The sequence below is a fragment of the Bifidobacterium sp. 7101 genome, from assembly GCF_000499285.1.
Classification (GTDB): domain Bacteria; phylum Actinomycetota; class Actinomycetes; order Actinomycetales; family Bifidobacteriaceae; genus Bombiscardovia; species Bombiscardovia apis_A.
This window is the reverse complement of the sequence record NZ_AWUN01000003.1, coordinates 63,491-86,278: the sequence shown is the minus strand read 5'-3', so window position 1 is coordinate 86,278 and position 22,788 is coordinate 63,491. Positions and strand designations below refer to the sequence as shown.

Annotated in this window: 19 protein-coding genes; 8 read left to right on the top strand and 11 right to left on the bottom strand. The window is 56.8% G+C overall.

The features are described 5' to 3' along the window. Positions 1–76: 76 nt before the first annotated feature. A complete protein-coding gene (locus P272_RS0105050) occupies positions 77–1,396 on the bottom strand; it encodes an O-acetylhomoserine aminocarboxypropyltransferase/cysteine synthase family protein (protein ID WP_029678460.1) in 1,320 nt (439 codons plus the stop codon). A 267-nt stretch (positions 1,397–1,663) separates the two neighbouring features. Between P272_RS0105050 and P272_RS0105045 the strand changes: the two genes are divergently transcribed. From P272_RS0105045 to P272_RS0105030, 4 genes are all read left to right on the top strand, one after another. After that, positions 1,664–2,560: a pyridoxamine kinase gene (locus P272_RS0105045; protein WP_029678459.1), complete on the top strand. Its 897-nt coding sequence runs from the start codon at positions 1,664–1,666 to the stop codon at positions 2,558–2,560. Between the two features lie 763 nt (positions 2,561–3,323). Then, entirely contained in the window at positions 3,324–3,836 is a 513-nt protein-coding gene (locus tag P272_RS0105040) for a YraN family protein (protein ID WP_081709068.1), read from the top strand. Continuing rightward, positions 3,836–5,422, top strand: coding sequence for a YifB family Mg chelatase-like AAA ATPase (locus tag P272_RS0105035; RefSeq protein ID WP_029678457.1), 1,587 nt, complete (start codon positions 3,836–3,838; stop codon positions 5,420–5,422). Before P272_RS0105040 ends, P272_RS0105035 begins: the two co-directional genes overlap by 1 nt. A gap of 1 nt (position 5,423) precedes the next feature. After that, positions 5,424–7,085: a DNA-processing protein DprA gene (locus P272_RS0105030; protein ID WP_052323203.1), complete on the top strand. Its 1,662-nt coding sequence runs from the start codon at positions 5,424–5,426 to the stop codon at positions 7,083–7,085. Here P272_RS0105030 and P272_RS09110 read toward each other — a convergent pair. Further along, complete coding sequence (locus P272_RS09110; protein WP_081709054.1) at positions 7,001–7,345, bottom strand: MGMT family protein; 345 nt, start codon at positions 7,343–7,345, stop codon at positions 7,001–7,003. The two genes, P272_RS0105030 and P272_RS09110, sit on opposite strands and share 85 nt — an antisense overlap. A 78-nt stretch (positions 7,346–7,423) precedes the next feature. On the opposite strand from P272_RS09110, the gene P272_RS0105025 reads away from it, so the two are divergent. From P272_RS0105025 to P272_RS0105015, 3 genes are all read left to right on the top strand, one after another. Further along, the gene (locus P272_RS0105025; protein ID WP_029678455.1) at positions 7,424–9,325 is read left to right on the top strand and encodes an FAD-dependent oxidoreductase; all 1,902 of its coding nucleotides are present in this window, start codon (positions 7,424–7,426) and stop codon (positions 9,323–9,325) included. 349 nt (positions 9,326–9,674) lie between these two features. Further along, positions 9,675–10,607: a succinate dehydrogenase/fumarate reductase iron-sulfur subunit gene (locus tag P272_RS0105020; protein ID WP_441293858.1), complete on the top strand. Its 933-nt coding sequence runs from the start codon at positions 9,675–9,677 to the stop codon at positions 10,605–10,607. 73 nt (positions 10,608–10,680) lie between these two features. Next, a complete protein-coding gene (locus P272_RS0105015) occupies positions 10,681–11,358 on the top strand; it encodes an O-methyltransferase (protein WP_029678453.1) in 678 nt (225 codons plus the stop codon). Positions 11,359–11,376: 18 nt separating this feature from the next. On the opposite strand, the gene P272_RS0105010 is transcribed toward P272_RS0105015, so the two are convergent. The 9 genes from P272_RS0105010 to P272_RS0104970 all read right to left on the bottom strand — a co-directional run bounded on the left by P272_RS0105010 (position 11,377) and on the right by P272_RS0104970 (position 21,236). Further along, the gene (locus tag P272_RS0105010; RefSeq protein WP_029678452.1) at positions 11,377–12,144 is read right to left on the bottom strand and encodes a TIGR00730 family Rossman fold protein; all 768 of its coding nucleotides are present in this window, start codon (positions 12,142–12,144) and stop codon (positions 11,377–11,379) included. 323 nt (positions 12,145–12,467) lie between these two features. Continuing rightward, the gene (locus P272_RS0105005) at positions 12,468–13,223 is read right to left on the bottom strand and encodes an ABC transporter permease (RefSeq protein WP_029678451.1); all 756 of its coding nucleotides are present in this window, start codon (positions 13,221–13,223) and stop codon (positions 12,468–12,470) included. Positions 13,224–13,254: 31 nt separating this feature from the next. Beyond that, on the bottom strand, positions 13,255–14,169 hold the full coding sequence (locus P272_RS0105000; RefSeq protein WP_029678450.1) for an ABC transporter ATP-binding protein: 915 nt from the start codon (positions 14,167–14,169) through the stop codon (positions 13,255–13,257). A gap of 391 nt (positions 14,170–14,560) precedes the next feature. Then, positions 14,561–14,710 (bottom strand): hypothetical protein, encoded by a 150-nt coding sequence (locus tag P272_RS09290; RefSeq protein WP_154312449.1) that lies wholly within the window; start codon positions 14,708–14,710, stop codon positions 14,561–14,563. Between the two features lie 3 nt (positions 14,711–14,713). Then, positions 14,714–15,379 carry an ABC transporter ATP-binding protein gene (locus tag P272_RS0104990; protein ID WP_029678449.1) on the bottom strand — a complete coding sequence of 222 codons (666 nt, stop codon included), beginning with the start codon at positions 15,377–15,379 and terminating at the stop codon, positions 14,714–14,716. Next, positions 15,379–16,521 carry an ABC transporter permease gene (locus P272_RS0104985; protein WP_172636713.1) on the bottom strand — a complete coding sequence of 381 codons (1,143 nt, stop codon included), beginning with the start codon at positions 16,519–16,521 and terminating at the stop codon, positions 15,379–15,381. Before P272_RS0104985 ends, P272_RS0104990 begins: the two co-directional genes overlap by 1 nt. 77 nt (positions 16,522–16,598) lie before the next feature. Next, positions 16,599–17,141: a hypothetical protein gene (locus P272_RS0104980; RefSeq protein WP_029678447.1), complete on the bottom strand. Its 543-nt coding sequence runs from the start codon at positions 17,139–17,141 to the stop codon at positions 16,599–16,601. 318 nt (positions 17,142–17,459) lie between these two features. Then, positions 17,460–19,217 (bottom strand): ABC transporter ATP-binding protein, encoded by a 1,758-nt coding sequence (locus P272_RS0104975; protein WP_029678446.1) that lies wholly within the window; start codon positions 19,215–19,217, stop codon positions 17,460–17,462. Next, positions 19,218–21,236, bottom strand: coding sequence for an ABC transporter ATP-binding protein (locus P272_RS0104970; RefSeq protein ID WP_029678445.1), 2,019 nt, complete (start codon positions 21,234–21,236; stop codon positions 19,218–19,220). Between the two features lie 177 nt (positions 21,237–21,413). Between P272_RS0104970 and P272_RS0104965 the strand changes: the two genes are divergently transcribed. Further along, positions 21,414–22,388, top strand: coding sequence for a helix-turn-helix domain-containing protein (locus P272_RS0104965; RefSeq protein ID WP_029678444.1), 975 nt, complete (start codon positions 21,414–21,416; stop codon positions 22,386–22,388). Positions 22,389–22,788: the final 400 nt, after the last annotated feature.

The following is a 22,788-nucleotide window of genomic DNA, read 5'->3' as shown; positions in this document are numbered from 1 at the left end:
GGGCGCCTTCTGCTTGCTCGCCTTCTTGGTCATATATCACGCATATACGGCACCAAGAAGGAAGTATGATTGCCGGCTACTTGGCCAAACCGGACTCCTTCAATGCCTGGAAGGCACCCTTGAGGTCATCCAGAATATCCTCGATGTTCTCCGTGCCAATGGAGAGCCTGATGGTACCTGGATGGATGGCCTGATCCTCCAGCTCCTCCGGCGTCTCCTGGGAGTGGGTGGTCGATGCCGGATGGATGGCCAGGGACTTCACATCAGCCACATTGGCCAGGAGGGAGAAGAGATGCAGGTTGTTGATGAAGACCCTGGCCGCATCCTTGCCGCCCTTCAGGTCGAAGGTGAAGATGGAGCCGGCACCGTTCGGGAAGTAGCGCTTGTAGAGCTCGTGGTCGGGGCGCCCCTCGATGGCCGGGTGGCTGACCGACGCGACCTCCGGCACGGTCTGCAGGTAGTCCACTACCTTCAGGGCGTTCTCAACGTGGCGCTCAACCCTCAGCGAGAGCGTTTCGGTCCCTTGCAGGAGGAGGAAGGCTGCAAAGGGCGAGATGACGGCGCCGGTGTCGCGCAGGAGGATGGCGCGGATACGGGTGACGAAGGCCGCAGCGCCCAGATCCTGGTAGAAGCGCAGACCGTGGTAGCTGGGGTCGGGTTCGGTCAAGGTTGGGAACTTGCCGGGCACTGCCGCCCAGTCGAACTTGCCGCCTTCCACGACGACCCCGCCCAGGGTGGTGCCATGGCCGCCGATGAACTTGGTGGCCGATTCCACGACGATGTCAGCCCCGTGCTCCAGCGGCCGGAACAGGTAAGGAGTGGCGAAAGTGTTGTCGACAATCACCGGCAGGTTGTGGTCATGAGCGATCTTGGAGATGGCCTCGAAGTCGGGCAGGTCCGCATTGGGGTTGCCGAAGGTCTCGAAGAAGACCAGCTTGGTGTTGTCCTGGATGGCCGACTCAAAGTTGGACGGGTCCGAAGGATCCACGAAGGTGGTCTCGACACCATCGCGGGGCAGGGTGTGCTTGAGGAGGTTGAAGGTGCCCCCATAGATGTTCTTGGAGGATACGATATGATCCCCGGTCTGGGTGATGTTGCGGAATGCATACTCCACGGCAGCGGCTCCCGAGGCCACGGCCAAACCGGCAGTGCCGTTCTCCAAGGCGGCGATCCTATCCTCGAAAACCCCCTGGGTGGAGTTGGTCAGACGGCCGTAGATGTTGCCCGGGTCCTTCAGCGCGAACCGGGCCTCGGCGTGGTCGAAGTCGTGGAAGACGTAGCTGGTGGTGGCGTAGATGGGCACGGCCCGGGAATCAGTGGCGGGGTCGGCCTGCTCCTGGCCCACGTGGAGCTGAAGCGTCTCGAAATGGTACTTGTGCGGGTTCTGGTCGGTCATGTCGATTCCTATCTGTTGGTGACGTGCGTCATCTTCTAAGTTCTTGAATGTGACCATAAGCGGCCCAAGCCCACCTGTTCAAGCCGGAAAGGACTTTTCGGTATCGTCCTTTTTTATAACAGCTTCCAAAAGGTTGAAAACAGGCCTTTTTCATCTCAACATTGCACACGCGGAGGTACCCGTTTAACCCCTCCGCTGTAGAGTCGAATAAGCAACGGAGAAGGCTCCGATGCGAACAGCCTCAGCAGGCATGAAGGAGTTCAAAAGATGGCCGGACAGTCGGACGATCAGAACAGGCTCTACCAGCGCGACAGCAAGTACATTCCCCGAGTCGCCGCTGTGCATGACATGTGTGGGTATGGCAAGTGCTCGCTGACGGCCGCAATCCCCATCCTTTCAGCAGCCGGATGCGACGTTTGCCCGGTGCCCACAGCCCTGTTCAGCGCGCACACCATGTTCAAGGACTACACCTTCCACGACACCACCGATATGCTGCCGGGATACCTGGATGCCTGGCAGAAGGAGGGCGTCGAACTGGATGGGATCTACAGCGGATTCCTGGGTAGCGCCGAGCAGGTCGACATCATTCAGCGCATGTATCGGGAATACCCCAAGGCCCTGCGGCTGGTCGACCCGGTCATGGGCGACGGCGGATCCATGTATCCCACCTACACCGAGGAAATGTGCCGGGCCGTGACGAATCTGGTCGATGGGGCCGACCTGCTCATGCCCAACTTGACCGAGGTCAGCCTGCTGACCGGCATCGACTACGAAGGCCAGGACCTTGACGATGCCCAGGTTGGTGAGCGTCTGGGCCGTCTGCTGGACATGGGTGCGAAAAACGTCATCATCAAGGGCATCGACCGGAAGGACGGCAAGCTGCGCAACTTCGTGGCCTCGGCAGATCATGGCGGAGTCAGCGAGCGCACCGAGTTGGTCCATGACAAGCTGCCCTTCATGATCCACGGAACCGGCGATGCCTTTGCATCCAGCCTCTGCGGGGCGCTCTTTGCAGGACGATGTCTGGCCGATGCCGCCCGGATCGCCGGCGAATTCGTCCGCTCGGCCATGCAGCACACACGCAACCAGCCCGACTATCAGCAGCGCGGGGTCAGCTTCGAGCTGGACCTGGGACAGATGACCGCTCTGGTGCCGGAGAAGTGAGCCCGAGGCCGGTGAAAACCACCTGAGAGTCTGGGTATTTGTCAAGAGCGGAAGACAAGAGTGGACAAATGGAACCCAGACCACCTCAATCGCTGTATTCCTTTTAGACAAATACTCGGCTGACAAGGTAATCAATCAGTCATAAAGATCAGTTGACCAGAGCAGGCCGGAAGGCGTTGCCAGCGAATCCGCCGGCGATGTCTTCCGGCCTCTGTTATCTCTTTGCTTCTGGTTCTTTTGCCTGCCTATTGCCCCGCTCCCCTTGTTCATTTGCTTTACCTGGTATCACTCGTTTTTATTTCCATGGATTCTGTTTCCTAAGTTCCGCTCGACTTAGTCCCGCTTTGCTTGGTTTCTGCCTACCTTGCTTTCTGTTTCGGTCCTTCTTGCCTCTGCCGCCTCTGTCTGATACCGAGATGAGTGCAATCGATACAGCGTAAGCATCGTAAATCCACTAGTTCATCCACTTTCGTGGGTGCGCAGGTTCATTCGACCACATGCCTGGTTTGACTAGTCACCGATTTCCTTTCGGTGGTCTCCTAGAAACATGGACACACAAGCACTGACTAGACCAAGTAATCTCCGCACAGTTCCCCGCTATAGGGGCGACAGAGCTGGCCTCGACGTTATGACCACAGACCCATTGGTCGCGCGACCCGTAAGCGCTCTGCCCGATTCCATAAGGTCCGTCGACAATCCAGAAACCACGCAACCTAGGAGAACCAGGTTAGGCAGGAACAACCATGAATCTTCCGACATGGAGATGGCAGGTATTGAACGACAGATCAGAGCCAGTGGCATAAACAGCCGAGAACTGGGACGATTGGGCGAAGACTACGCCTGCCAGTGGCTGCGACAACGAAACTGGAAAATCCTGGCTCGGAATTGGCGAAGCCGGTTCGGCGAGCTGGACATCATCGCTCTGGATCCCGAGGCGACTCTGGTCTTCGTAGAGGTCAAAACCAGACGCACCGGTCGGTTCGGATCCCCAGAGCAGGCCGTCGGCCCGCGCAAGCAGACCCACCTTCGTCGCGCGGCAGTCCGATGGCTGATCAGCCATGACCGAGATCCCAGCGCACGGCATCGTGGCACACGTTTCGATGTCATCAGCCTGTCAGTCAAATCCGACCCTGGCAGAAGCACGCATTCCGAGGGCGCCTATCCCCCGGCTTCCTGCCAGACTTCCGCCAAGGCCGCCAGAGGATCCAACCATTCGAGCAGGGGTGGTTGGAATCCGGGATCAGTCTTCCTCAGGCACACCAGGGAGGCTTTCTGATGCGTCTTGGATCCGCTGAATCCGTGGGATTGATAGGCCTCAAGGCCTTTCTTATCCACGTGCAGTCCTTCATCTCCCCGGGTCTGCCCTACTTCTCCATCATCGGCCTGCCGGATGCCTCCTTGTCGGAGTCACGAGAACGGGTCAAATCCGCCTGCTCGGCCTGCGGATTCCGGTGGCCGCAGACCAGGGTCACCGTCAACATGTCTCCTGCTTCAAAACCCAAGCATGGCTCCTCACATGATCTGGCCATTGCGACCAGTGTTCTGGAAGCCGGCGGAGCATTGCCAACGGAAGGGCTGGACCATACGGTCATCCTGGGTGAACTCAACCTGGACGGCACGATTCTGCCCATCAATGGTCTGCTGCCCATTCTGACGCAAGCCAGAGCCCAGGGGATCACACGGGCTTTCGTCCCTGCAGACAACCTTGACGAGGCCCGTCTGGTTCCCGATATCGAGGTCGTGGGACTGCGCCACCTGGGCCAGCTCATCCAGGCCTTGGGTGGGCGAAGCAGGATCGCCATCCCCGAAGCAGACACTCGCCAAGACTCTGACAAATCGACACCCGTAGCGAGCGTGCACCACATGAACTCAGGTCATGAAGCCAATCCCCCCGCCAATTCCGACCCAGCTCCACCCAAGCCGGACATGGCTGACGTGATAGGCCAGGAAGAGACCAAGTGGGCCATGATGGTGGCCGCGGCCGGCGGTCATCACATGCTCATGGTCGGTCCACCGGGGGCCGGTAAGAGCATGCTGGCGGAACGGCTTCCCAGCATCATGCCCGCTCTGGATGCTGTCCAACAGCTGGAAGTGGCCTCCATCCGATCCCTGTGCGGCACGCTGAGCCAGTATGGGATCACCGATGTGCCACCATTCGAGGCCCCTCATCATACGATCTCCATGGCGGCCATGGTCGGGGGCGGTGCAGGACTGGCCACGCCTGGCGCCATCACCCGCGCCCATCGTGGTGTCCTCTTCATGGATGAGGCTCCGGAATTCTCACCAAGAGTGATCCAATCCCTGCGTGAGCCTCTGGAGATCGGGCGAATCTTCCTATCCCGGGCCAAGGGCAGCACCACCTTCCCGGCTCGTTTCCAGCTGGTCATGGCCGCCAACCCCTGCCCCTGCGGATACGGATACGGAACCGGCGAGCGCTGCACCTGCACGCCCCGCGAGCGCCTCCGCTACTGGAACAGGCTGTCAGGCCCCATTATGGACCGCATCGACATACAGACCACAGTTCCTCCGGTAACCGACCCGGGATTCGATGACCACCGTCCACGCCAGCGCAGCGCCCTGATCCGTCAGCGTGTGACCCGCGCCCGCCAGGCAGCAAATGAGCGTTTTCACAGGGAAGGCTGGACCTGCAACGCCCAGATCAGCGGCGAATGGCTGCGTCAGAACACTTCAGCCAAGGCACGTTCGGTCGTGGATCAGGCCCTGCGCAAGCAACGGATCAGTCTGCGCGGGGCCGACAGGACCATGCGACTGGCATGGACTCTGGCAGACCTGGACGGACGGACCAGCCCCGGTGCCGACGATGTGACCACCGGCATCCTGCTCAGGACAAGGGCCGTCTGAGATGGCCGAACCCTTGATGAGAACCATGCCCGACGGCCAGCCGAGACCGATGACCATGGTTGAAAACGACTGGCTTGCCAGGGCTGTGCTGACTCTGGCGGCAGACGGCCCCGATGCCTTCATGATTGCCTGCCTGCTGGGCTCGGACCAGGCGGCCGACCTGTGCCGAAACCTGATCGAGTTGGGAGCGCCGAATCAGCCGGATGGCGACGACCCTCATGACGCGGCTCGCGTCAGTCTGGACGAACGCTTTCTGAAGGGGACGGCTCGGTGGGGACGACAAACAAGGCCTGAGGACCTCATCCGGTTCCACAAGACCAGCGACACCTGGCGAAGACGCCTGACGCCCTTGCTGGCCATGGACACTGGCCAAGTACGGACCATGATGACTGGTGGAGGCCAATTCTGGGTGATGACCCCAGGTGATTCCTGCTGGCCAGGCCAGGTGGATGACCTGGCACGCCGATCCGACTGGGCCCCTCCCCTCTGTCTATGGGGACGTGGCGATCCTGAAGCATTGATCTGCTGTGATCAACCCTTGGCCGTGGTCGGGTCCAGGGCCTGCGACGAGTATGGCCGGTCCATCGCCCACCAGATTGCCAGACAGGCCGCCAGCCAAGGCCACCTGGTCGTCTCCGGCGGAGCCATGGGCACGGACGCCGCAGCCCACTGGGGAGCCCTGGCCGCCGGCGGCGGACGCACAGTAGCCGTTTTTGCCGGAGGCCTGCGGCATATGGGGCCCAAACGCAACAGCCGTCTGTTCGAGAACATTGAGACAGATGGCGGCGCACTGATCAGCGAGCTACCCCCTGACACCATCCCCGAGGCGCGTCGGTTCCTGCTGCGCAACCGAATCATTGCAGCCCTGGCCTCCGATATCGTAGTAGCACAGGCACGGCACCGATCAGGCGCACTGAATACAGCAAACTGGGGCGTGGAATTGGGCCGTCGTGTGCTGGCTGCCCCCGGCAGAATCGATCAGCCGGAAAACACCGGCTGCAACCGACTTATCCATGAGGGCAAGGCGGAGTTGCTCCTATCGGCATCCGACATCCAAGAGATCTGCCATCCCACCCATGCACCTATCCACCCTGACAAGCCAGTCCAAGGAGGAACCGGCGGTTCAGTCAAAACCACCGAAGATCATGAGCACCAAGCAAGCAGACAGCCCAGGCAGCGCATACCACCGCTTGACTCCGATCATCCGATCCAGACAATACATGGCGGTCAACCGTCCTCAATCACAGTCAAACAACCCCGGACAGATAGAGGTGGGCTTTCGAGTCGCTCTCCGCACAAAGAGCATCCTTTAACCCCGTCATCGAGTCCAGATAAGGACCATGAATATGAAAAAACCGACGACGATCGTCTAACCGAGGGAGAGGCAACCGTATTGGCAGCTATCCGCACCTACCAGCGTCAGGGAGGTCCGCCAATGACTGGGCAGCTTCGCGCTGAGCTAGCCAATCAGGGGCATGAGCTCTCAGTCAGGCATCTGATGCAACTACTGGGGTCCCTGGAGATTCGTGGCCTGATCAGGCTGCAGGACGGATGCGTCGTAGCTGAAGATCCAATGAATCAGGCCTTCCAGCGACAGCGATCCAAATCAACCACCCAGCCATCTGCACCAGCAGATTCATCGCTACGGGGAGGAACAAAATGAACACCCTCATCCTCCAGCAGCTGACGCTGACGTTCAGGACCGCCAAAGGCGAATCCCGGGGCCAGAGAACCATCACGAAAGACCACGCGATGACAGGGAATCACCCCAGGTTCAGGATTGTCATGAAGTGCATAACCCACGAACCTGGCGTTGCACGGATGACCAGTCAGGGAGGCGACCTGGCCATAGGTGGCGACCTTGCCGCGAGGAATCCGCCTGACGACCTGATAAACCTGCTGGGAGAAGGAAAGCTCGGTCATACGACCTATTTTGCCCACGCAAGCAGACATGCACTGGTGGGGCTGCCGGTATCAATAGGTCGTGACAGTATCGATGGTATGAATCCGCAGAAGGTCAGAAACCGCTATGATGCCGTCATCGTCGGAGCCGGAGCGGCCGGGTTGTCGACGGCTCTGGGACTGTACAGAGCTCTGGAGAGCGACGGAAACAGGAACGGCTCTTTGCCAAAGGTCCTGGTTGTCTCCAAGCTGCAGCCCCTGCGATCCCACACCGGATCGGCGGAGGGCGGCATTGCGGCCAGTCTGGGCAATCAGGAGAAGGACGACTGGCATTGGCACTACTACGACACCGTCAAGGGCAGCGACTGGCTGGCCGACCAGGATGCCGTGCGGATTCTGGCCGAGCAGGCTCCGGGCATCGTCATCGAACTGGAGCATGACGGAGTGGCCTTCTCAAGAACTGAAGACGGGCACATCGCCCAGCGGAAGTTTGGCGGCCATACCGCCGATTATGGAGGCCATCCAGTTAGGAGAGCAGCCTACGCAGCCGACCGTATCGGCCATCAGATCCTGCACGCCCTTTGGCAGCAGTGCCTGCGTCTGGGAGTCGAGTTCGCTGAGGAATGGTATGTGACCGACCTGGTCGTTGACCCACCCGTTGATGAGGAATCCGGCGGCCAGGCCCGTGGACTGATCGTCCTGGACACTCACGCCGGCAAGCTGCAAGCCATCCAAGCCGACAATATCGTCCTGTGCACGGGCGGGGCCGGCCGGCTCTTCCATACGACCTCCAACTCCTGGGATCTGACCGGCGATGGCATGGCGCTCGCACTACAGGCCGGTCTGCAGCTGGAGGATGTAGAGTTCATCCAATTCCATCCCACTGGCCTGGGCCACACTGGCATCCTGCTTTCTGAGGCCTCCCGGGCAGAAGGCGGCGTGCTCAGGAACAGTCAGGGCCGGGCCTTCATGCAGGACTACGCACCGGGACACGGCGACCTGGCCGCCAGGGATGTCGTCAGCCGTTCCATCATGGCCGAGATTGATGCAGGCCGAGGAGTGGCCGATCCATCGGACCCGGACGGGCCTCATGATTGCGTCTGGCTGGACATGACCGGCATTGACAGCAAGCGCATGACCGCCCTACTCCCCCAGGTCACCGAGACCATCCATCGCTATGCCCACCTGGATCCCACTGTGGACATGGTTCCGGTCAAACCCACCGCCCACTACACTATGGGAGGCATTCCCATTACCGATCGTGGTCGCGTCTACCGCTGGCAGAATGGCCACCGTCGAATCGTGGACGGACTGTTCGCCGCCGGGGAATGCTCCTGTGTCAGCGTTCACGGAGCCAACCGACTGGGCGGCAACTCCCTGCTGGACGCCTGCCTCTTTGGCACCAGGACCGGGCAGACCATCGCCGCCGCCATATCCAAAGCCGATGAGCCAAACGACACGACCGACACATCTCCGCTCACACAAGCTCTGCAAAAGCGTCAGGCCTTCCTGGACGAGTTGCTGGCTGGCGCAAGCAACGGCGAACCCTCGGAACCAGCATTGGCTGACGACCAAGGCGAAGCCTCCGACCCCGGTGACGAGGCCAGCCTGAACAACCCTTATGCGCTGATGGGCCGACTAGGACGGCTGATGGAGGAGGCCGTTGCCGTCCGATGCGATCAGGGCAGCATTGAAAAGGGTTTGCGCGGTCTGGATCAACTGGAAACTGATGCAAAACAGCTACGTGCGCACAGTGAGACAGCAGTACTCAACCAGGAAGTCACCGCCATCATGGAGGTGGACAACCTGCTGACACTGGCCCGGGCTGTGTTGAATGCCAGTCTGCAACGTCAGGAATCCCGCGGCGCCCTGCATCGCCGCGATTTTCCGCAGCGCGATGACGAACACTATCTGGCTCACACCATGATCGATGCTAATGAAGACGTCTCCTGGCAGCCTGTTCATATCGTCGACATGCCTCCCAAGGGCCGCAACTACTGATGGACCCCGATTATGGACTCTGAATCCAATCTGGTCAGACAGGCACCTGTTCGACACCGAACCTGGTCAGTCAGGGATTAGGATGGAGTCCGCGCATATCAATGGGCATCGGGCCATATCCCGAGCAAGGACAGGAGCAACCGTGACATCACAGTCCACCGGCTCAGACGGATCCAAGGCACCTGCACCGGACCGCGATCCCCGTCCGGTGACCTTCCGAATAGCCCGGTTCACCCCACGACCCCAATCAGAGCGCCCGGCACGAACCAACCCATTCGCCAAGAGCAACCCCTTTGCCACAGCTGGCAACCGACGGGCCCGAGGCCGCCGCTGGACGCAGGAGTATACGATCCGCATTGCCCCACAGCGCACTGTTCTGGATGCCCTGCTGCAGATCAAGCGGGAGGTGGACCCCACACTGAACTTCCGGTACTCCTGCGGACATGGCATGTGCGGATCGGATGCCGTGCTCATCAACGGTCGTCCGGATCTGCTCTGCACAGCAACCATCGCCGATTGCCTTTCCGCATCCAAAACCATGCCGAACGCATACGCCACACCCGGTGTAGCTACTGGAAATCCGCAGGATCAGCAGCCTCCAGCCTTCCGTCGCACCGGCACAGCGACCTCCAAAACGGCCGTATCCCCGTCGTTATCGCATTCGGATTCGGTCTCAGACTCGACGGCCACAGACTTCTCGGCTACAAATCCTACGGAAACCGCAACCGTTACAGCAGCTACAAGCCATACTGACACACCACACCCTACTGAAACATCAAGCTATGCAGAATCTTCAGTAGTAGAGATCCGCCCGCTTCCCGGCTTCACCCCTCTCAGAGACCTGATAGCGGACACCGATGCCATGTTTGACCAAATTCGACGCTTCAAGCCTTATCTGATCAATGATGATTCCTCTGCTGATAGCAGCCAAGCAGCCCAGACAAAGGCAGCCAACGCAGAACCAGCGTCAGAATACCGGCAAACTCCTGAAGAGCTGGCCCGGTACGAACTGCTCAGCACCTGCATCGCCTGCGGGCTCTGCCAGGGCGCCTGTCCTATTTATGCGGGCGGTGAGGCCTTTGCCGGCCCGGCGGCCATGATAGCAGCGGCTCGATTCATCAACGATTCCCGCGACAGTCATCGGCAGGAACGCCTTGAGGCCATTGACCAGGTGGACGGAATCCAGGCATGCCAGTCCATACGGGCCTGCACCCGACCCTGCCCCAGAGGGATTGACGTGGGCGAAGAGATGTGGAAGCTGGTCGAAGCCGTCAAGGAGTAGCCAAACTCATGCATACACAGGCCAGCGTGAGCAGGCGACAGGCTTGTGCCCTCTAGTCGTTACCATGGTTAGCATGGACAAAACCTCGTACAACAACATCGCCAGAGGATGGGAATTCGCCGAGGCAAGCGCTCTGAACGTCGAATCCGACAAGTTGCAGGCCTTGCGAGACAAGGCTTCGGAGGCCGGATTCGCCCAGTGTTCCAGGTCTCAAGGCGCCTTTCTGCAGTTCCTGGCCGGCCGGAACGCTCCGGCATCCATCATCCTGGTGGGCAACGGCTCCGTGGTCGAAGCCCTGCGCCTGATGACGGGTCTGCATGGCCATGGCCAGTTCACCGCCGTTGACTCCACAGCCCAAGGCACCTCTCTGGTCAAAAAAATATTCGCAGGAATGGAGAAAGTCCATCCAGGCATGAGGCTGCGGGCGGTCAACGCGGCTGCAAGGACCTATTTCCCCAGGCTCAATCCCAGCGACTACGACCTTATCGTCGTCTCGGGCAATGGTGACAACTACCAACAGGTCATGGACCAGGCCCCACGTCTGCTCAAGGACCGGGGACAGCTGATCTTCACGGATGCCTTCGATCTGCTGGACGACCCAGACAAGGGCGGCGTGCTCAACCCGGCCAACAGATCCGCCAAAACGACCACCCTACGGACCATCATGGAGGCCATAAGCAAAGACAATGACTGGGAATCCTGCCTGCTGCCCGTCGGCACGGGCATGATCATGGCCACCCGCGCCCACTGACTGCCGCCCACCTACCATTCAGGCACGGTGTCGTAGGATGGCTTCGACAGCCTCATCAGGATCATCAGTGCGGATGACCAGATCGGGGTCCAGATCAGAAATCATGCCCCGCTGCTTCACCGTGTCCGAGATCCAATCGAAGAGTCCCTGCCAGTAGGCCCTGTCGAAGAGGACGATGGGCATGCTGGGTGCCTTATGGGTTTGCACCAGGGTCAGTACCTCGAACATCTCATCCAGGGTGCCGAACCCACCGGGGCAGACGATGATGCCCGAGGAGTATTTCATGAACATCATCTTGCGTACGAAGAAGTAGCGGAAGGTGATACCCAAATTCACCCAGCGGTTCAGTCCCTGCTCCATGGGCAATTCGATGCCCAGACCGACGGACTTGCCGCCGACCTCAGCTGCGCCCTTGTTGGCTGCCTCCATGATGCCTGGCCCTCCCCCGGTGATGACCGCCATACCGGCCTTGGCCAGGTCGCCGCCCATCTTGCGTGCAGCCGCATAGGTGGGATCATCCCTGCCGGTCCGCGCTGACCCAAAGATCGCTGCCGCCGGACCCAGTTCCGCCAGCGCACCGAACCCGTCGACGAACTCAGCCTGGATGCGCAGCACCCGCCAAGGATCCATGTGCAGCCAGTCCGTATCGCCACCCGACGAGAGCAACCCAGCATTGGCATCCGCCTCGGGAATCATGGGCCCGCGCATGATGACCGGACCGCTGTGGTAGGTCCTGCCCAGGTCCGGGCCTTCGTCGTCATTGTGATTGTCAACCATATCCGCCATGTACGCATTCCTTCATCGGGCCCCAATCCGAAGGACCCGCTCGATCCTGTTCCGGCTCTCATGATAGCGGCCCCGCCGCCCGGCTGACAGCAAGATCAGATTCATATCAGGAGAAATAACCGCAGGCGCTGAGGGTAGCGTGGACGAGCTAAATCAAAACAACAGAGTATGGTGTGGCAGTCCAAGACATGGACAAATAAGCAAGAGAAAAACCGAGCTTGGCCCTCCAACTGTCCTATGGCTGGTGGCATGGATAACTTATGACTTGCTTGAATATTTTAACTTTCAAACATTTTTAATCAATGACACTTCGGGCTCCAAACTCACTCCACATCCCATTTGAAACCACGAACCGCCAAAAACACAAGCACTGCAGTAACAGCAAGCACAATGGAGGTTGAAAGCATAGCGCCCGTTTGCTGCAGGGGATTTTTTGATGCCCAGAAAATGAGATCTCCAAAGAGAGTCGACGGAATCCATCTGATAACATTCGTCAACCAATCCGGAAGGATGGCGAAGGGTATGGCCAGGCCACTGAGGAACAAAGCCAACAGTTGCACGAGAGCTCCCAAGTTGGTTGCCAACTGCGGTGACGAAAGCCACCCACCCATTAAATACCCCAAGGCAAGAAACATGACCAGTCCCAATAAGGACACGACAAAAACCCGACCAATATCCCTAAACGGAAGCAGATTCAGCAATACCGAAGCGCCTACTATGACAAGGATCTGCACGGTCGCCATAATGAGCCTTACAGCCAGATACGTCATCAAATAGTCTGCTTTTCGAATAGGCGTTGTTGAAAATACCCGAAGAGCTCCTGATTGCCTGACCTCGGCCAAAGGACCTGCAGTCATGGTCAAAGCTGTACCGGTCACTGCCAGAAAGAGCGCCATGGGCATGACAAATGGGCTGAAATCCGGAGCATCAGCCTGCCCTTTCATCATCTCGGACATGAGAAGGAACATTCCCGCCATGCCAAAAGGGAAAATTATGACAAAAATAAAATACGAAGTGTTCCTGACTAGTTCACGAGTCTGCAGCGCCAAGAGGGGGCGAAGGTGCCTTTTTTCTATCATCTGGAGTCCTAACAAAAATGAGTATTATCAATTATTCAAAATCATGCCCGGTCAATTTCACGAAGGCATCATAAAGGCTTGGTTCGTTCATACGTAATTGGGAAACCGCAGGATTGCTCGACAGCACAGCAATAACAGGATCCGTATCGTCGGCACGTATTGAGATGGTTGTCTTATCAATAACTTCCGGTTCGCCAAAAGTTCGAAGCATGCTCACAAGGTCCAATATTCCATCTGGTGTTACTTGGCAGGATATTAACGTTCCCTTGACATGTTTCCTTATGAGTTCCTCTGGACTGCCTTGGGCTACAGACCGACCATGATCTATCACTGCTACTTCGTGGCAGAGAACTCGCGCTTCATCTAGATCATGTGTCGATAGGACAATCGTCGTACCTTCTTCAGCCAGAAACCTAAGCACCTTCCAAAGGTTGTCTCGAGCCATTACATCAAGACCAGTGGAAGGTTCATCAAGTATGGCTAATTTCGTACGTCCAATGATGGATAGACCAACGTTCAGACGCTGTTTTTGTCCACCTGATAATTTCGCCACCTTGCGGAGCAGCAATTCATCCAGGCCCATCCATTTTGCGACTTGATCCACGTCGCGCGGGTGATCATAAAGACTGGCCCAAAATGACAGTATCTCGCCCACTCTTTCCTGGGGAAAGATAGTGGACTCCTGGGGTTGAATACTAACCCGCTGATGTACCCACTGCGAGTCGGTCTGCGGATTCCTGCCAAATATGCTGACAGTTCCAGAAGTCGGTTTTCTCAAGCCGACAGCTATTTCGAGCGTTGTTGATTTTCCAGCACCGTTAGGGCCCAACAGACCAAAGATACCTCCTTCAGGGACAATTAGATCAAGGTGGTCCAGCGCCTTGATAACCCCTGCCGGTGTTTCATACTCTTTAACCAGATTGCCAAGTTCTATAGCAGCATTCATTGGTGCCACCCTTTATGGTAGGTACAGCGGTTCGTTAAAGTTTCATTGCATTGAGCGGCCAAACCTGCCAGACACTCTTCGAAAAGAGTACCACCAGTGGTGATTGAAATATATCGGCATCAGAACCGCTAGCTGTTAGGACCGAATGCTCAAGCACCTGTCTACAGATTTAAAGAGGAACAGGTATCTCAAATCTTTGGCGAATCAAGCGAATCAACAGTATCTCCTGCATGTTCATGGAAAGAAGCAAAACTCACTCATTAATTCGATCAGCCATGGCAATTCGGAATCTCTTTGGCTCTCCCAATAAGCTATCTGCTGCTCCCCTCCCGTCAGCAACCGCTACTCATACTCACTCGATGCCGGCCACCGGCATTGTTTCACCGGCTGCTCATATGGCAAGCCAAACGGCGAACGCCAGGCATGCTACGCCCAATATGCACAGCGCAAACCAGCGCTTGTCATTCTTGCCCCGAACGACTCCCAGAATTAGAAGCACCAGCCCGAGCAAAGCCTCGAATACCATAATCCAGAAACCCATGCTCTAGTCCTTTCGTTGAAGTTTGATGATTCGATCATGTTGGTCAGCCAGTGAGGCATCATGGGTAACGGTGACGATTGTGGATCCCGAATCGCGGTTCAGGGCAAAGAGCAGGGCGATGATCCTCGACCGGTTCTCCGAATCGAGTGAGGCAGTGGGCTCATCGGCAAAAACAACCTCGGGGTTCATAATGATGGCCCGGGCGAAGACTGCTCTTGATTTTTCCCCTCCGGAGCATTCAAGCGGTTTTTTGCTCAGTATCGACCCGATGCCTAAAGAGTCCACCACCTGGTCGAATCTTCGAGAATCCCCCTTGCGCGGTGTCCGCGCGTAAAGCAGGGGCAGCCTGATGTTGTCCGCGATGCTCAAGGAGCTGATAAGTGCTGATTCCTGCAGGACGAACCCGATTTTCTCGTTTCTCCATGCGGCCGATTCGAGGTCGGACAGCGTGCGCGCGGATCTGCCCAGCAGCCTGTAAGAGCCTTCATAGCGTGTATCGAGCAGACCGAGGATGTTCAGTAATGTGCTCTTGCCAACGCCAGACTCTCCAACGATTGCGACCTTCTCGCCCTCGGTGACTGTCAGCGAGAAATGTTCAAGAAGAGTGACTGAAGATGAGCCCTTCCTGTATGTTTTATGATCCAGGTTGAGATCAATGACCTTGTCCATTATTGCAGCACCCCCAATGAGATAGGAACACGCCTGAGCCTCCAGGTGGTCAATTGAGCGAGCATAGCAACCAGAAGAAAATCGAACAGCGACGCGACAAGTAAGGCCAGCCAGTCCATCCTGATCATTCCACACAAGCCATAGGTCATTAAGAATGCATCTTTCTTTCGCCAGTAGCTATGCCGCGAATAAGCTGCCATGGCGAAAACAGCAAGCAATGCAATTAAGGAAAGACCCGCATAATATGCGTAGAAAAGCCGACGAAGTCTGCCATAGCTCAGCCCCACCATGAGGTTGATCGTGAAATCACGCATCATTACCCGCACACTGATCAGTGCACTCAAGACAGACAGCAAAACGATGAGAATAAGCAGTACACCGGAAGCCACGGTCAGAAAACGCAAAGAAGAGAACAAATATTCGTTGTAATAGTCAATGTTGTCCTGATAACTGTAAAGGTTGAACTTGGCCCCAATCGTCTTGTCGATGTAATCGCCCAATTCGGACACGTCCGCACGATCGGTATCAGATAGAACGAGATCGTTGAGCGCGTTGATATTAAAACTGACATCGGCCTGTTTGATGAAAGCCGTGGTGACGGGCACAACTACTGAAAAGTTATAGTACTTCTTCGAATTAAGCGCGTAGAAGTTTGAACGCACCGAGTTCTCGGCGATAACACCGACGACCTTCACCCTTACTTCTCGCAGCAGGGCAGGGTCATACATCTTGAATTGCGTGCCAAGTGGATAGTCGTCGGCCAGTCCCTCGCCCACCAACACGGGAATCGCATCCTTCCGCCCCAGGCTGTAATCAAACTTCAACCCGCGTCCTTGAGCAATGGGAAACCCATCCAGGTCGTTATATCGCTGGTTCATATAACTCACCGGAACCTTAACCCCGCGCCCATTGGCCAGATTGGTCATCATTCCGTCCGTATAGAGCGCGTAGTGATATCGGCTGTCCAGACGATCGTAGACTTTCTGAATCGATGCTTTTGAGATGTCCTTGTTACCAAAATCTGAATCCGGATCCAGGTTCGCTACGAATGTTCCCTCCTTGTCAAAATGCGCCATTTGCTGGTATCCCTCACGCGTGGACAAGACACTATGAGCTGTCAGGAATGCCATGTAGTTGGCCATCAAGAACAAGATCAGTGCACCTATGGCAAAGATTGGTTTCCTGAGAAATACACGAGTCAGAAAGAAGCGGAAAACCTTCATCTTGCCCCCAAGAACACAGCGCTCAACAGTACGTATGCGGCCAGGGCCAGGAGCACATAGAAGCTATCGACTATCTCGAAGCCCAACAGCAGATGGACCACAGTCGAAAGCAAGAAAGAAATGCCGAGCAATATCAGGCATTCGACAAGATACCTGAGTTTTATCTGCCTCAACGTATCCCCCACCAGTACCCGGCATCTGACCTCAGTTCCGGCTTTTGTCACCAATTGATAAAGAAACACCAACACAAACGCAGAAAATCCCAGAACGAAAGCGCGCCGTTTTTCGATCATGAATTTGATGTAACTCATCAACACTTCCGAATCATCCGCCTGGTGTTTCAAATACACGAAAAACCCAGCCAATAGAAAGCAGCCCAAATACAGAAAGACCAACTCAAGGCGATTGTTGAGCCTCAGTATCGATCTATCCATAAAGCGTCTCACCGTGCCACCTTTCGCAGACGCCACCAGGCTAATTTCGACATGTCCGAGCTGCTTGATTGTCCAGCGAAACTTACCTTTGATGATGCTGATCAAATTTCATGGCTTGTTTCGAGCGGCAGAAGAGGCTCAGTCAGATCCAATTCTCTTTGTAAAGCCACCTCCTTGTGAAGCATGTGAGCTTACATTAAAACTTATAAATTAAAACTTTATACTGTGCGTTGATAAAGTCAGCAACATAAATGTAAACAGTTCAAGCTTACTCGGAACAGCCTTAGGAACAATCAATTTTGGAATGAAATCTCGCATTCAGCCACTAGTTCCTCAGTTTGTTCGGAAATAATCTGACTGCCTATGATGTAGTGTTGTCCTTCTCTGCCGTTTGGCGATGCCAAGAGTCGATCCAAGCCCCCTCTACAAGGACCAGTCTGCGCTCGCCCCCTGCAAACGAACCATCCGCGCAAATTCACCATCTGCGGCCATGAGCTCCTGCGGGGAGCCTTGCTCGACCACGCACCCATGGCCCAGAACCACAATCTTGTCGGCCTGCTCGACGGTACGCATCCGGTGAGCAATGACCATGACGGTCTTCCCCACCAGCAGTTGCGACAAGGCTTCCTGCACCTGTGTCTCGTTCTCTACATCCAGGGAGGCGGTAGCCTCGTCAAGCAAGACAATCGGTGCATTCTTGAGGATGGCTCTGGCAATAGAGATTCGTTGCCGCTCGCCCCCGGAAAGTCTGGAGCCGTTTTCACCAATCATCGTCTGGTACCCCTGTAGCAGGCACGAGACGAACTGGTCGCAGTTGGCGGCCCTGGCTGCAGCCAACACCTCCTCATCAGTAGCACCGTTCCGACCCATCCGTATATTGCCCATGACCGTGTCATCAAAGAGCATCACGTCTTGGAAGACCACGGCATAGTCGCGCAGAAGAACCTCCGGATCCACTTGGCTCACATCCACTCCTCCTACGGTGATGGAGCCTGCAGCAGCATCCCAGAAGCGAGCCGCCAGCCGAGCACAGGTCGATTTCCCGGAACCCGAAGGGCCGACCAGGGCCGTGACCTCCCCCTCCCGGGCGGTGAAACTCACATCTTCAAGAACCGGCTCGCCTACCGCCTTACCCGCAAGCGCAGGATAGGAAAAAGCAACGTGGTCGAAGACGATATCGTGCCCATTGGGGCGGAATTCCGCACTCCCCTCGGCCACAGGTTCCTCAGTGATGGAACGAATCCGCCGTGCCGCACCCTGGGACTGGAAGAGCTCCGAAACCAGCATCAGCGCCTGATCAAACGGGGAATAGATCCGTGAGACCATCAGGAGAAAGAGGAACATGACCATGAAGTCAATCCTGCCCTCAATGATTAACCCGGCAGCCACCAGGAAGGTCGTTGCCACACCCAACCTCAAAACCACCATGGCGGAGTTCAATATGAGGCCATTGGTCATCTCGGTTCGGACTGTGGTGGCTTCGGTGTCATCGATGATCGAGAAGAGCCTGCCCAGATACCTCTCCTCCTGGTTGGTGGCGTGAATCTCCCGAACGCAGTCAAGCGCCTCCTGAATGCCATCACTGACCCGAACCTGGGCCTGCCTCGTGCGCCGTGACGAAGCTTCAACGAATCCACGAGTGGCAAAGATGATAGCGAAGGCCACTGGCACACTCCAGAAGGCAGCCAGGTCAAGAGCCCAATTGATGGGCAGAAGGGACAGGAATATCAGGACGGATGAGACGACCGCACCATAGAGCTGGCTCAAGGCATGGGCGTAGGCATGCTCCATGGTGGCCACATCACCCAGAATGGTATCGGTCAGATCAGCCAGGTCACGCCGCCCGAAAAAGGAGAGCGGCAGTTTGCGCAGTCTCTCGGCCAGGTCAATCCGCTGCGTTCCGGTCTGGCTGAAGACCGCGCCATAGGAATAACTGTATTGAAACCAGGAGGAGCCGAAGAGAACCAAGGCAAAAGCCAGGAGACCAGCCAGGTAGGGCAAGATCCCCGGCAGGGGCGCCCCTGCTGTCAGGTGCTCAACAAAAACCTTCATGACCAGCAGAAGGAAGGCCGTTCCCGCCATGATGATCAGATTGGTCAGCGTGGTCCACAGCGTTCCCAGAACCACGATCTTCATACCTTGGTCGGACAGTGCGTACTTCTTCTTGAATGAGGCGAGCACTTATGCCTCACCTCCTTCCCTCTGGATGGCGGAATCACCGGTCGACGAGTCCGCAGCGAATGGCTCTGTACCGGGAACGGTGCGATCCTCAACCACAGTGAAGCCTGCGGGATTTTGATCCGCTTTGTCGACAGCCTTCGAAGAGTTGTCGACCTTCCAGGAGACCGCCCGCTCGTAATCAGACCAGAGACGGGCATAGGTACCCTGCGCATCAAGCAGCTGGTTATGAGTGCCCTGCTCAACCAGGCGGCCCCCATCCAGCACCAGGATTCGATCGACATGCGCCACAGTCGACAGACGGTGGGCAATCATGAGAACGGTTCGCCGTCGGCCTCCTTCAACCCGGGTCAGCTTGGTCAGCGCCTTCTGTATCAGGACCTCGTTCTCGGGATCGGCAAAAGCAGTCGCCTCATCCAGGACCACAATGGGAGACTCCTTGAGGATCGCCCTGGCCAGGGCCACACGCTGGACCTCTCCCCCGGAAAGGTAGGTTCCATTTGAACCGAACATGGTGTTAAGCCCATCAGGAAGCTTGTCGACAATGTCCATGCACTGAGCCGCTCTCAACGCATCCATGACCTGCTCAGGAGTGGCTTCCGGTCTGGCTGCGCGGACGTTCTCCAGGATGGTCGTCGAAAAGAGCCTGTTGGTCTGGAAAACGAAGGCGACCTGCCCCATCAGATCGTGGGGATCGATGGACCTGACATCAATACCACCCACGGCGACCCTGCCGGAATCCACATCCCAAAAGCGCGGCACCAGGCTGGCACAGGTCGATTTTCCTCCTCCTGAGGGACCGACCAGGGCCACCATCCCACCCTCCGGCACCTTGAAGTCAATCCGGTCCAGTGCCGGACGATTGGCACCCGGATAGGTATATGACGCCTGATCCAGAGACACATCCGCCGACTTCGGGTGTTTCGGTTGGGCAGCTACCGTCAGGGGATCAATACTGAGCACGCCGGTGATTCTGTCCAAGGCATCGTCAGCCTTGCTGAAGGACTCACTGGAGAACTGCAGACGGGTCATGGCCGTGGGAACCATGCCCGAGAAGACGGCATAGAAGGCGAAATCGGTCAGGTAAGAGGTAAAGTCACTCTGCCCTGGAGCCAGCAGGATGGCTACAGGAACAAGGAAAACCACAGTCCCGTTCAGGGCCGTCATCTGAATGGTCTGAGGCAGGTGACAGATTTTCATGGCATAGTTCCCGGCTATTCTGCTGTAATGCTCAATGGCCTCATGGAAGGCCTTGAAGGAATAAACCGTTTGCTGGAAGACCTTGACCACCGGAATGCCACGGACATATTCGGTTCCCGTCTTGGACATTCGCACCAGGGCATCCTGGTATTCCTTCATAAAGGACTGTCCCTGATCGTTCATCATGACACGGATGCAGACCAGGGCAATCAGGATGGGGAAGAGACAGGCCAGGCCCATACGCCAGTCGAAAATCAGCATCAGTATTGGCATACCCAGAATCATGGCGAAAGAGCCGGCTGCATCAGGAAGTATATGGGCAAGCAGATTCTCGGTATCGCCAGCCGAGCCATCAATGGTGCGACGCAACTCGCCTGAAGCATGGAGGTCGAAATACCCCAGAGGCAGGCTCATCAGGTGGCTTACGGCCTCTTTACGCATGTTGGAGGCACTCCGAAAAGCTGCCAGATGCGCCATCAACAGTCCTGCACAGTACAGAATGACGGAAGCCGCTGCAAAACCCAATCCAGCCCATCCGTATATGGCAATTCCTTTAGCCTGAGACCACCCCGGAGCAACGGCGAGGAGGTCTTTTACCGCCAGCCATATGCAGATGTAGGGTCCAAGGCCAGCAATCGTGGAGAGGGCGGACAGACCACAGCCGAGATAGGAGAACACCTTGCGAGGGCCGGCGAAATCAAGCAGCCGCCTGAGGGAACTACGCCCATGCGACCTCTCCTGTCCAGGCCGGCCTCCCCCACCCTGTGCTTTATCTTCTGTAGGATTCGGCTTGCTTACCGAATCCACCTGGTCTGTGGTCATCCCTTTCCTCCTGATTTGCATTCAAAACCCTTGCCGTCCGTTGCCATCGAACGTAATCTGAGAAGTCAATGCCCGGAAGACCGTCACAGAGCGACGGATGAATCCATAAAAGGTGCGAACGAAAACGAAAGTCTGCCGAAATCGGCACAAAGCCGGCAGGATGAAACCAGGTGCGCAATGACAGACCACGCGATAGACTCCGAATCCCGTGAGATACAGACCCTGTACCGCCCCCAGGTGGAGCAACTTGGCATGGAACTCCATCACCGGTCGGGTGGACTGGAAGGACATGTCGATGGCGACATCTGTCGGGGAAGATTCCAAGCCAATCCGGTGGGTCCTTATTGCCTGATCATATGGCACGACATCACTTTCCTGCGCGAGATGGATTTCAGCGAGTACGCCATGACCGACTACGCCTGCCTGATCTTGGATGAAAGCCCTGCAGCCAACCCCGTTCCTTACGAGGTGCAACCGTGTACGTTGCAGGAGGACAATATGGTCTCCCTGGTCCAACAGGCGGGCTCGGTCACCAACCGTATGCCGGCAGGCTCCCGCTCGCGGACCCGAAGCATCTGCATCCTGCCCGACTATTTCATGGAGTTGGAAAACCAATGGCCTGGCCAGGTCAAGGGACTCTTTGACGCCTTCTGCCAACCCTGGCCATCCGATATTGCCCTGGCCGCTTTAACCGCCATGTCAAAGTTGTCCCCCGGAAGGCCGGGCCAGACGGAGTTTCTCATCAAAGCACACATCGACCTCCTCATGGCAATGTTGGCCCAGGTTTCCTCCGCGCCTGAGCAGAGCCACGAATCATCACACGACCGAGACCTGGTCCAGCAGATCAAAACCCACATCAAATCCCATCTGGGCGGCGACCTCTCCATCGATCAGATAGCCCAATCCCTGTATGTGGGACGCACACGTTTATGCCTCACCTTCAGACGTCAGACCGGCACAAGTCTGGCCAGGTACATCAGAGAGCAAAGAATGGACCAGGCCCGCCTCCTTCTCTCATCAACCACGGAAGACATTGCCCGGATTGGCAGGCGGGTCGGATATACGCGTCCCAGTTCATTCAGCGCGGCTTTCACCAGAGAAACCGGGATCGCTCCAATCACTTGGAGGGAACAGCACAACAGTGTTCGTTAGTCTCGCCGCAATCGAAGCTTCCCAGTTGCGAAAGTCAAGTAGACGGTCACAGACCCGAGGAATATGACTTTATGAACGCTCCCCTAGCTGAGACCCTTGTCCGATTTTGACGTCCAGGCAGAGGATCTGTATGGAGCGATGGTGATGTTCCCGTCCTGGCAGAGGGAATAGATCAGGTCCATATGGCTCCGCATCAAAACTAAGGAGCCTATCCGCGGCTTGCCGCCACGTATCATTATTTCCAGAATTTCAGGCGTACATGGCGCTTGCTCCCAGGTAACGTACTTTTCCCGCTTTCACCAGATAGTACAGAGCATCCATATTCTCCTCGATGATATGAGGTATTCCCAGCGGTGACTGATTAGAACTACGTAGTCTATTCCCAAAACGATCCAGGCTA

Excerpts from the sequence above, each read along its gene's own strand:
- P272_RS0105000 (WP_029678450.1), bottom strand. The coding sequence starts at position 14,169 with ATGAATGCTGCTATAGAACTTGGCAATCTGGTTAAAGAGTATGAAACA.
- P272_RS0105015 (WP_029678453.1), top strand. The coding sequence starts at position 10,681 with ATGGACAAAACCTCGTACAACAACATCGCCAGAGGATGGGAATTCGCC.
- P272_RS0105025 (WP_029678455.1), top strand. The coding sequence starts at position 7,424 with ATGAATCCGCAGAAGGTCAGAAACCGCTATGATGCCGTCATCGTCGGA.
- P272_RS09290 (WP_154312449.1), bottom strand. The coding sequence starts at position 14,710 with ATGGGTTTCTGGATTATGGTATTCGAGGCTTTGCTCGGGCTGGTGCTT.
- P272_RS0105040 (WP_081709068.1), top strand. The coding sequence starts at position 3,324 with ATGGCAGGTATTGAACGACAGATCAGAGCCAGTGGCATAAACAGCCGA.
- P272_RS0105005 (WP_029678451.1), bottom strand. The coding sequence starts at position 13,223 with ATGATAGAAAAAAGGCACCTTCGCCCCCTCTTGGCGCTGCAGACTCGT.
- P272_RS0105035 (WP_029678457.1), top strand. The coding sequence starts at position 3,836 with ATGCGTCTTGGATCCGCTGAATCCGTGGGATTGATAGGCCTCAAGGCC.
- P272_RS0105050 (WP_029678460.1), bottom strand. The coding sequence starts at position 1,396 with ATGACCGACCAGAACCCGCACAAGTACCATTTCGAGACGCTTCAGCTC.
- P272_RS0105045 (WP_029678459.1), top strand. The coding sequence starts at position 1,664 with ATGGCCGGACAGTCGGACGATCAGAACAGGCTCTACCAGCGCGACAGC.
- P272_RS0105010 (WP_029678452.1), bottom strand. The coding sequence starts at position 12,144 with ATGGCGGATATGGTTGACAATCACAATGACGACGAAGGCCCGGACCTG.
- P272_RS09110 (WP_081709054.1), bottom strand. The coding sequence starts at position 7,345 with ATGACCGAGCTTTCCTTCTCCCAGCAGGTTTATCAGGTCGTCAGGCGG.
- P272_RS0105030 (WP_052323203.1), top strand. The coding sequence starts at position 5,424 with ATGGCCGAACCCTTGATGAGAACCATGCCCGACGGCCAGCCGAGACCG.
- P272_RS0104965 (WP_029678444.1), top strand. The coding sequence starts at position 21,414 with ATGACAGACCACGCGATAGACTCCGAATCCCGTGAGATACAGACCCTG.
- P272_RS0104985 (WP_172636713.1), bottom strand. The coding sequence starts at position 16,521 with ATGGCCAACTACATGGCATTCCTGACAGCTCATAGTGTCTTGTCCACG.
- P272_RS0104970 (WP_029678445.1), bottom strand. The coding sequence starts at position 21,236 with ATGACCACAGACCAGGTGGATTCGGTAAGCAAGCCGAATCCTACAGAA.
- P272_RS0104990 (WP_029678449.1), bottom strand. The coding sequence starts at position 15,379 with ATGGACAAGGTCATTGATCTCAACCTGGATCATAAAACATACAGGAAG.